The sequence below is a fragment of the Pantoea sp. Morm genome (genome assembly GCF_016643525.1).
Lineage (GTDB): Bacteria > Pseudomonadota > Gammaproteobacteria > Enterobacterales > Enterobacteriaceae > Pantoea > Pantoea dispersa.
On record NZ_VOQX01000134.1, the window covers coordinates 1 to 9,445 of the forward strand.

General features: G+C 51.8%; 5 protein-coding genes. All 5 read right to left on the bottom strand.

Features of this window, described 5'->3' with window-relative positions; genetic code table 11:
• The coding region (locus FT726_RS24845) for a helix-turn-helix domain-containing protein (protein ID WP_346303636.1) at positions 1-175 on the bottom strand (175 nt) is incomplete at its 3' end.
• 105 nt (positions 176-280) lie between these two features.
• The gene (locus FT726_RS24850) at positions 281-1,813 is read right to left on the bottom strand and encodes an IS3 family transposase (protein ID WP_346303632.1); all 1,533 of its coding nucleotides are present in this window, start codon (positions 1,811-1,813) and stop codon (positions 281-283) included.
• A gap of 332 nt (positions 1,814-2,145) precedes the next feature.
• The gene (locus tag FT726_RS24855) at positions 2,146-2,613 is read right to left on the bottom strand and encodes a hypothetical protein (RefSeq protein WP_346303633.1); all 468 of its coding nucleotides are present in this window, start codon (positions 2,611-2,613) and stop codon (positions 2,146-2,148) included.
• Positions 2,614-2,698: 85 nt separating this feature from the next.
• Positions 2,699-3,301, bottom strand: a complete 603-nt coding sequence (locus FT726_RS24860; protein WP_346303634.1) for a hypothetical protein — start codon at positions 3,299-3,301, stop codon at positions 2,699-2,701.
• Positions 3,285-9,233 (bottom strand): hemagglutinin repeat-containing protein, encoded by a 5,949-nt coding sequence (locus FT726_RS24865; protein ID WP_346303635.1) that lies wholly within the window; start codon positions 9,231-9,233, stop codon positions 3,285-3,287. The genes FT726_RS24860 and FT726_RS24865 overlap by 17 nt, the downstream gene beginning before the upstream one ends.
• Positions 9,234-9,445 lie beyond the last annotated feature (212 nt).

Sequence of the window (9,445 nt, forward strand, 5' to 3'; positions counted from 1 at the left end):
GCTTGCCGCGACGCGCGTTGGTAAGACCGGCGGCGCCAGACTCGCGGTAGCGGTTCATCAGCCGCTGAACCTGACGCTCGGTAAGATCCAGCTGAGAGGCCGCATCACGGCGACGCAGACGTTTTTCTATAACAGCCTGAATGACGGGAATACGGTGAAGTTCTTTGTTCGACATGGTCACCAGCATCAGCAGAGATCTCCCAGAAAAGGTGGCAAACGCGCCGCATCTGGGTGACATTATGAACTAGCTAAAAGGAGATGCGGATGTTTTCCTGGACTGTTATGTTGTGATCCCCAGATGCTGCCGGTAACTTACCGGACTCATTGCACCTAATGATATTTTGATCCGGCTCTCGTTATACCAGCGTATGTACCTGTCCAGGAAGCACATAAAATCTTCCAGCGTTATGCCCGCCCAGCTTCTGCCGTAGTACATTTCATTTTTGACCCGCCCGAAGAAGCCTTCACACGCTGCATTATCCGACGAGCAACCTTTGCGCGACATGGACCTTATAAGACCCGATGTGTTGATACGATCCAGCCATCCCGGCCACCGGTAATGGCTGCCTCTGTCGCTATGTATCACCGGTCTTTCATGTTCTCTGAGCGTATCGATCGCATCATCCAGCATGGCATTCACCAGTTTTGCATCCGGCCGTGTTCCTATGGTCCAGCTCACCACCTTGCCATCAAAACAGTCAATGACTGGCGACAGGTAGACCTTGCCGGCCGGAAGCTGGAACTCAGTAATATCGGTCAGCCACTTCTCATTTGGCCTGCAGGAGCGAAAGTTCCTGGCGAGAAGATTTTCAGGTGCCTGGCCGATTTCTCCGCAGTAAGCGCTGTATCGCCGCCGCCCTGCACGCTTAACTATCAGCTGCTCTTCAGCCATCAGCCTGCGGACAACCTTTTCTGAGATGTGCGTGTTGTTTTGACGGAGCATCGCGTGGAGACGCCGGTAACCATAGCAGCGGTAATTTCCCTCAAAGATCTTAGCTATGGTTATGCGTATTTCCGCGTACTTGTCATGCAGACGAAGGCTCGCTTTGTGATAAAAATAGCAACTTCGTGCAAGCTGCAGAGCACTGAGCAGTTCAGCAACGGGATAACTTTCCTTAAGGGCATCAACGAGTTGGGTTTTCTCCCTGTTCTTCAGGGTCAGGACGCTGATGCCCATGTCTTTTTTTATCAGTTCATTCGCTTTTGTCAGGATGTCACGTTCAAGCTGTAGCTGATGAACCTGCTGTTTAAGCTGCTTTACTTCATCGAGCAGTGCATCCTGCTGCTTATCCGGTGGAGCTGATTTACGTTTACGCATGGATTGATAAGCCTCATCGTCGATCAGGTCTTTCTTCCATTTGTACAGGAGCGGAACGCTGACACCTACCTTTTGTGCAACTTTAAGTGCCGTTCCGCGTCGGGTGCAGAGCTCGCGGACAGCCTGAATTCTTTCTTCCTGACTGAAGCATTTATTGGTGTTTGAGCGAATAATCAGGGGCCGCCGTCCCGGATAAATCTCTTCGATCCAGCTCTTGAGTACTTCGTTGCTGGGAAAGCCAATGGCGCGGCGCGTATAGGCCAGGCAACCGCCGTGCGTGAGGTAATGCTCAACCGCAGCGACTTTCTGCGCGTGTGAATAGCGTTTTCTGGGCTTTAATTCCCTGGGTAAGTCTCCGTATTCCTCAAAAATCCGAACCCACCGGCCAAGCTGTTTAACGGACGGATAGCCCAACTCCCTGACAACAACGGTCAGCCTTTTGCCATACCTGAAGTAAAGCTCGACAGCACGGATACGATCCTCATATGAGTGCATGAATTATCTCCTGAAGGTCCAGGAAATCGTCCGCACCCCCAAAAGTGACATTATCAAATTGGACTCTCAATATAAGTTCGCAAAATACTTATTATGTTAAATAAGGCATCTGTAGGCGCACTCCAGCCTTTACCAGGCTATTAACTACTGATAATTAATGGCGTGCCAGGAAATGGTTATTGCCTTGTTCTGATCTAAACAGCTTCAGCTTTTCAGTGTGTTGCCAATTTCAGTTTTTTCTGTTTCATCAGTAAGATTCGTATTATTTACCAATGATCCTTGGGGTTGGATATTCATCTGGAAACCTGTGCCGAACACTTCCATGCCAGTCATCAAGTTATTTTAACCCCATCACCGAATTTATGTTGTCGAAGACTTGCCAGAAACGTAATAACACTATTCAAATCAGTAGCCCACTCGGAAATCCTCATACCATCATTATTATGAGTTTCACGTTCACCAATAAAGTTATTAATGTTATCAGGAGTGAAATTTTGGCATTCATTCAAAAAAATAATTTTATGTTGAATGTAGGCCTCATCACCATGATAATACGCTACCCAAACAAATATAAAATTCGTAAACTCCGGATCATACATCGATACCGCTAAGGCAGAGTGTTTTTTATTATCAATACCTTGATTAAGAGAAGAGATCCAATTCCTCTTATAATCCCCAAGGGACCAATAAGAAATTGGGATGTGTAATCGCTCAGTGAAGTCACCTATGATTATTGAAGAAGGAATAACTAACTCCCCATTCTCTTTAATCGGTTCGCCTTCAGAAAAAATACCGAACATTTTCAAACCTTAATCCTGTTTAAATTACTGGAGGAGTCACCGATTAACGGGGCTATGGAGTGGCGCGAGCTTTGGGATCACTTATTTACATTTTTAATTTCCAGAAGTTCATTCCGTCAATTATCCAATATTGTTCACTATCGGGAACGAGCAGTCCAAACATATTGTTTTTTTGAGAACTCCAATTCGGTGGGGCTAGGTTTTCGTGATCTCTTTCCCAATCAGTGTGCTGAAATATTTTTTTATCAAAATTTATGTAAAATTTAGGTAGCCGCAATCTCCACTCATCCCAATCAGGTCTAACCGCTTCATTAGATGTTGAAAGGAAATTTTCTATGTATGAGTAAAACGAACATAAATCCTCTTTGGTTTTGTTGTGTATGAAAAAATTATGCATCCATGATTTTGTGAAACATTTTACATTGGCTATTTTCATGTATTCAAAGAAATTACTTTTATCAAGTAAGGGAATCCCACCTCTGAATGAGTTTAATGCTTCATCAAGTTGTTCAGGTTTTAGCCAGCCATTCTGGATGTAAGCATCATATTCTGGTCTGACATCAATGCAATAATTCTCTTTACTATCAATAATATAATAATGTGATCCATTCAATACGAATATAGCAATATCGACATCACCATTGAATAAAGAGTCATGGATCTCTTGAACTTCAGTCGCCAAATTCATTAAGAAACTCCTCTTTAGTCAGAACTCGAGCTTTTGAAGAACTCTGCTCAATTAATCTATCCCAAACCTTGGGAAGTTCTAATGATACACTAGGTTGACCTTTGGTAGGGTCAACAATTTTGGGGGCAGTAGGATCCTTAGGCACACCTGGTATGGGGCGTTGTGGCACCGCTGCTTCCATTATTTGCTTGTTCAACGTTGAGTCAATCTCAAACACAACGACAGTGCCGTCCTGTCTTTTATTAGTTAGATAGTAGACTGCGTGATTAGGTCCATTGGTGCTAACACATAATTGCCCGCTACACCCACTATTAACTGAAACTGTTCCATCTGAGTTTACGCTTATCCTGTTTTGACTTGTTTGGGTACCACTTCCGCCTCCTTCTACCCTGAAATAGGTTTCAGTAGTATTTTTGATTGAATCTTGACTTGTGCTTGAAGTGCCACCTTTTCCTTCCTTGGAAGCCGAAGTTCCAGCGGAGATGCCCTTTAAACCAGCAATTACTGCAATAATCGCCTGCGTTTGCATTGCTCTATCATATTTTTCAGCAGTTTTGTTCCAGTCGTCCTGCGTCCAATCCTGTTTATTCGCTTGAGTAATGGCGGTGATAGCTCTGTCGCGAGATATGCTCCCTTCATCCAGTCCCTTTAAAATATCTTGAGCGTTTTTAGCATCTTCAGGATATAAATCACTGAAAATTAAGCGATATCCAGCTGCACTTTCACCATAGCTATCAAGAGCCTTTTGCGCCTCAGCAACCAGTGCTCCGCAGGCATCTCCTCCTTTATTACCCTGAGTACAGATATCGTGAATTGCCTGGTCTCTGGCTTTAGCCGTCTCGCGGAGATCTGCCAGTTCTTTTGCTTCATCTTCTGAAATGCTCCCCGCTTTCTCCTTGCGTTCCAGGTTAGACTTAATTTGGGCTTCGTTAGCGCTTAGATAATTATTCTCAACCTCTGTCCTGCCTGCAGATCCCCCACTTCCCACTCCGGCACTACCATCAACCGCACCGCCGGCTGCTGCGCCTGCCAGTGTTACAACATTCGCGACCAGCATCTTTTCATCGGCTGAGAGTTGATAAGCTTTTTTGCTGAACAACATTTCGCTGAGTGCATCACCAGAACTGAGCAATCCGGCCGTCAGTCCGCCCGCCGCACCGCCAATGGTGCTACCGCCCTGCGCTTTTGCAATCAGACCCGATGCCAGCGTATGCAGCAGGACGCGCATTGGCTCGTTACCCTGCGACACCTGCTTGACCATCTGCGCCAGCAGTGGCGCGGCACCTGCCGCTACCGCACCGCTGACGTTGCCGCCCGCCAGCCCGGCAAACAGCCCGCTGATGGCCTGTGCCGCAATCTGCAGGTCAGAACCGACGCCGTACTTCTCTTCAACTTTCTGATCAAAATCATCGAGCGTTTTTTTCTTATCCGCGTCTGAGAGTCCATTGAACGCGGCATCAGTTTTAAGCTTCTCTCTCTCCTGCTCTTTCTCCTGCTTCTTGAGCGCGTCGAAGGTCTGCTGGATAGCCTGCTGCCCCAGTACCGCCATCTCTCGCTGAACAGCCAGGCTGTCTTCCGCCTTCTGCGCATCAAACTTATCCCTCAGCGCATTCTCCGCTGCGGCAGTGTCGCGGCTGATTTGCGATACGTCCTGCTTCTGGGCATCCGGGTTGCGGATCTCAATCGTTCCCGGCGAGATGGCACTGTAGGTGGTAGAACTTGCCCGGTCCTTCGTCTGCTGCAGCGTGCCCATCGGCAGCGAGTTGCCACCCGACGGCTGTGGCTCCCCGGATTTCGGAATGTTGTTGATGAAGCTGTCAGACGCTGGCGTGGTGGTTTTACCCATGCTGCCGCTGACGGCCACGCTGAAGCCATTGCCGCCGGAATTGGCGTGGTTTTCAATATCGGTCCAGCCAAGCGTACCGGTGCTGAGGTGGTTTTTGTCCGTAGTTGCGGAGGAGGCGATGACTGCCCCATCCAGCTGCGTATGGTTGCCGACGTAAATGTTGTAGCCACCGTCACCCGCGCTGATGCTGCTCTGCTGCTGTACAGAATCAAAATCGTTATAAATTTTGCTGCCGCTCATGCTGGCGCTGCCCTGCACCGGTACGCCCGCACAGATTGGCGGCACGCAGATGCTGGCGCTGAAGCCGGATGAGCTCTGATGGCTGTCGTAGCTCGCACGGTCCTGCTGGCTGGCAATCTCCAGATTACGTCCCGCGTCGAGGTCAACATGATTACCGTTGAGGTTCGCGCCTTTCAGCGTCACGTCCTGACCGGCTTTTACCTTCAGGTCGCCTGCTGCGGTCACTTCGCTGTTGTGGTGAGTAATGCTGCTGCCGTTGCCGTTTGCGCTGTTCTGGCTGGCGGCCAGTTCAATTGAGAAGCCGTTCTGGCTGCCGCCGAGGCCAAAGCCCACGCCGACGCCATACTTGCTGCCGCCGCTGCTCGATTTCTGGCTGCTGCTGTCCGTGGCGCTGCTCAGGGCGATATCGCGGCCCGCACTCAGGGAAACGTTGTCGCCGCTGATTTTGGCGCCTTCGCCGGTAATGTCCTGCTTCGCCGTGACCGCAACGTCGCCGCCCGCTTTGAGCACGCTGCCGCTCTGCTGCGTACTGCTCTGCTCCACGGACTGATGGCTGCTGCCTGCGGTGGCGCTGACGGTGACTTTGACGGCTGCGGTGTTCTGGGTATACGCCGACAGCGCGGTCATGGCCGCCTGCGCGGCATAAATGGCCTGCAGGCGCGGATCGTCGCTCTGTTTGTGCGACTGAGCGACCTTGTCTGCCGCCTGCGCCATGCTCACGCCGTAGCCGGAGACCTGCGCGGTGATGCCATACTGCGAGGATTTACTGCTGCTGCTGGCGTCGTGCGTGTCTTTCGCCGGGTCGAGGTGGACGTTTTCACCGTTAACGTTCAGCGCATTGCCGGCGTAGACGTCTGCGCCCTGCAGGTTAACGTCTTTAGCTGCATTCACCGTCACGTTGCCCAGCGTACTGACGATGCCGCTGCGCACGGTGTTCTGCTGCGTGCCCGTGCTGGCGTTTTTCCAGCTGTTGTGGCCTACCCCCACGGTTCCGCTGTAGCCGTCGCCGCCCAGATCGCCAATGGCATGGTCCGATCCGCTGGCAGACGTCTGCTGACGGTCTTCCCCCGCGACGACGCTGACGTTGCCCTGCTCAGCGTTCAGTGCGACGCCGGTGGTGCCGGTCAGCGTTGAACCGCTTATCGCGATGTCACCTTTGTGGCTGGTCACGTCAACGCTGCCAGCGGTAATGGATGACGTGTGCTGCGTGAGAAGGCTGCTGTCGCCGTTCATCTGGCTGTTTTTGGAGCCGTAGTTGGTGCCCGCCGATCCGTTGTTTGGTGAACCGCCGCCGCTGCGCGCCAGCGCACCTATTGAGGCTGAGGTCGTCGCCGACCAGTTCTTGCTGCTACTGCTGCTGGCCGCCTTCTGACTGTCGGCGGCGCTGGTGATGTCGATATTGCGCGTGGCGTCCAGCGAGGCTTTACCGCCAGCGTTCAGGCTGCTGCCTTCGACCAGAATGTTGCCGGTGGCCGTATCCGCATCGCCACGGGCCTTCAGCGTCAGGTTGCCGGCGGCATTCAGCGTACTGCCACTCTGATAGACGCTTTCAGTGTTCTGGCTGGCTTTGCTGTCTGAACGACCATAGGTCAGGCCCGGTGCGGGTGAATCCAGCGCGCTGGCGCCAAACTCGTTACCCACCTGCTTGACCTGGTCGTACACCGAACTGGTGTTGCTCATGATGTCGCGCAGGTTGCGCACCGTGTCCAGCGGCCCCAGGTTCAGGCTCAGGCCAAACCCGCTGCTTTTTGACTCCTGTTTCGCGGTTTCGCGTACCTGATCCTGACCCGCCACGATGGCGATGTTCTTCGCCGTTACGCTGATGTCGCCGTTCTGACCGCCCGCGACCACGTCACTGCCCTTAATCAGCGCGTTGTTGCCTGCCGTCAGGGTGACCGCACCGTTGCCTGCGCCCACCAGGCTGCGCGCATCGCTCTGCGTGACCTGCTCGCCGTTGTGCTCGCTCTTCGCCGACTGTTTGCCGTAGCTGAGACCGAGTCCGCCGCCCATCAGCCCGCTTTTCTTCACCTCTTTCAGGCTGTAGGTAGAATCGGTGTTGGTGGCGGTGACGATATTCAGGTCATGGCCTGCGCTGAGTTCGACGCCCTTATCACCGGCCACGGAGGATCCCTGAACAGTGAGGTCATTGCCCGCAATCACGGAGACCGTGTTTCCGCTCAGCTGTGAGGCTTTTTCACGGGTGACGCTGTCTTCCTGAATGGTGTGCGTAATGGTCTTTTTGAGGAAACCTTTTTTGGTTTTGGTTTTGGTTTCTTCGCGGTACGCATAGTCGCTTTCGGTAGCAGTGGTGAGATCCACGTTACGACCGGCTTTCAGAGACAGGTCCTGGTCAGCTGTGATGTTACTGGCCTGGCTGGTAATATCGCGACCAGCCGTCAGGGAAGTGCTGCCCTTGCCGGTGATTTCAGTACCCTGCTGGCGCACGGTTTCGTTAATCACCGTCTTGTTACTGCCGCGTACGCTGTTGCCAGAACGATTCTCTTCTGCAACGAGGCTTATGTCGCGACCAGCATACAGTCCGATATCCCCCTCAGCCGCAAGGGCTGCCGCCTGGCTTTTCATATCCTGCCCGGCATTCATTGTCAGATTACCGCCGCTGGACACCGTTGTGCGCACTGCACTGGAGCTATGACTTTCTTTATTACCGATTTGATCATGGGCACTGGACTGCTGAGACGTTAAATCGAGGTTATTCCCCGCCGTCAGCGACATGTCCTTGCCTGAATTAAGCTGCCCTGACTCGACTGAAAGGTTTTTGCCTGCATTTATCGTTAATGCCGAACCTGCGGATAGCGTACTGCCTACCGCTGCGGTGCTGGCGTTATCACGATTACGGTTTTTAAAGTTACTGTTGATGGTATTCGCGCCGAGCCAGACATCATTCACTGCCTGAATTTTCAGGTCATTGTCAGCCTTTAGCAGAGAGGCGGTGTTGAGCAGGCTGTCACCAGCCATCAGAGAGAGATTACCTGTAGAGGTAATGGCTGCCTGATTTCCCTGCTCAGTAATGGCGTATTTACTCCAGATTGAGTTATTGCCGGTATTGGAGGTATTCGTCAGGTTAATAATGTTTCCACTGACACTTTCAAGTGCCACCTGCTTGCCACTGATGGTTGAGCCAATGTTATTGATATTTCCCAGGGCACTCAGGTTCAAGCCTTCGCCTGCCTTAATAAGGCTGCTGTTAATATTCTCAATCTGAGTCTGACTGGTCAGCGCGACATTCTGCGTCGCGGCAATTGTGCTGCCGTTATTGCGGATATTGTCTGCCGTCAGCGTGACGTTACTGCCTGCAATCACGCTGCCGTTGGCCACGGTGACATCTTTAGGTGACAGGTAAAGTTTCGGTACCATCACCGTCTGGCCATTGATCGTCGCTTGCTCCCACCACAGTATGCTGTGATCGAGAGCAGCAATCTGTTCCGCATTCAGTGATACACCGAACTCTAATCCCAGAGATTGCTGTGCTTTCGCTGCGTTATCCATCAGATAGGACATCTGTTCCAGATCGGAACCCATACCGTTGATATAACGGTTCCCGGTCTGGCTCAATAGCGCATTGCTGACATAACGGGTATCAAATGCCGCATCACCAAGATAGCGATAATCCTGCTCCGGTTTGAGCTGCAAACGATCCAGCAAATAAGAAGGCCCAAGGAATTGACCGACATCGGTATAGGCGCTTCGCGTCTCAGCCGGAGCGGCTGAAGGCTGACGATGAAGCAGGGTATTCAGATCGCTAAACAGGGTCTGATCAAGATCTCCTAAACCATTAAGTTTCGGGTTAACGGTGATCAAATAGGGACTGGCAGGATCCTGCGACACCGTAAAGTAGCCATTCTGCGTTTCCGGGATCGGGTAGGCGCTGGTATCGACTTTCTGCCCCTCGGGAAGCCTTCCGGGCTGCGGTATAAATGCATCGTCTGAATTACCAACCAGAGTTATTTTTTTGCCGCTGGTTTGCAGGGCTACCGTTTTGTCAGCAATGGCGTTCAGTCCCCTGACCGTTGTGTCAGACGATACCAGGGCTCCTCCGC

Bases quoted from the DNA above. Each gene is read 5' to 3' on its own strand.
- FT726_RS24850 (WP_346303632.1), bottom strand. From the start codon at position 1,813: ATGCACTCATATGAGGATCGTATCCGTGCTGTCGAGCTTTACTTCAGG.
- FT726_RS24855 (WP_346303633.1), bottom strand. From the start codon at position 2,613: ATGTTCGGTATTTTTTCTGAAGGCGAACCGATTAAAGAGAATGGGGAG.
- FT726_RS24860 (WP_346303634.1), bottom strand. From the start codon at position 3,301: ATGAATTTGGCGACTGAAGTTCAAGAGATCCATGACTCTTTATTCAAT.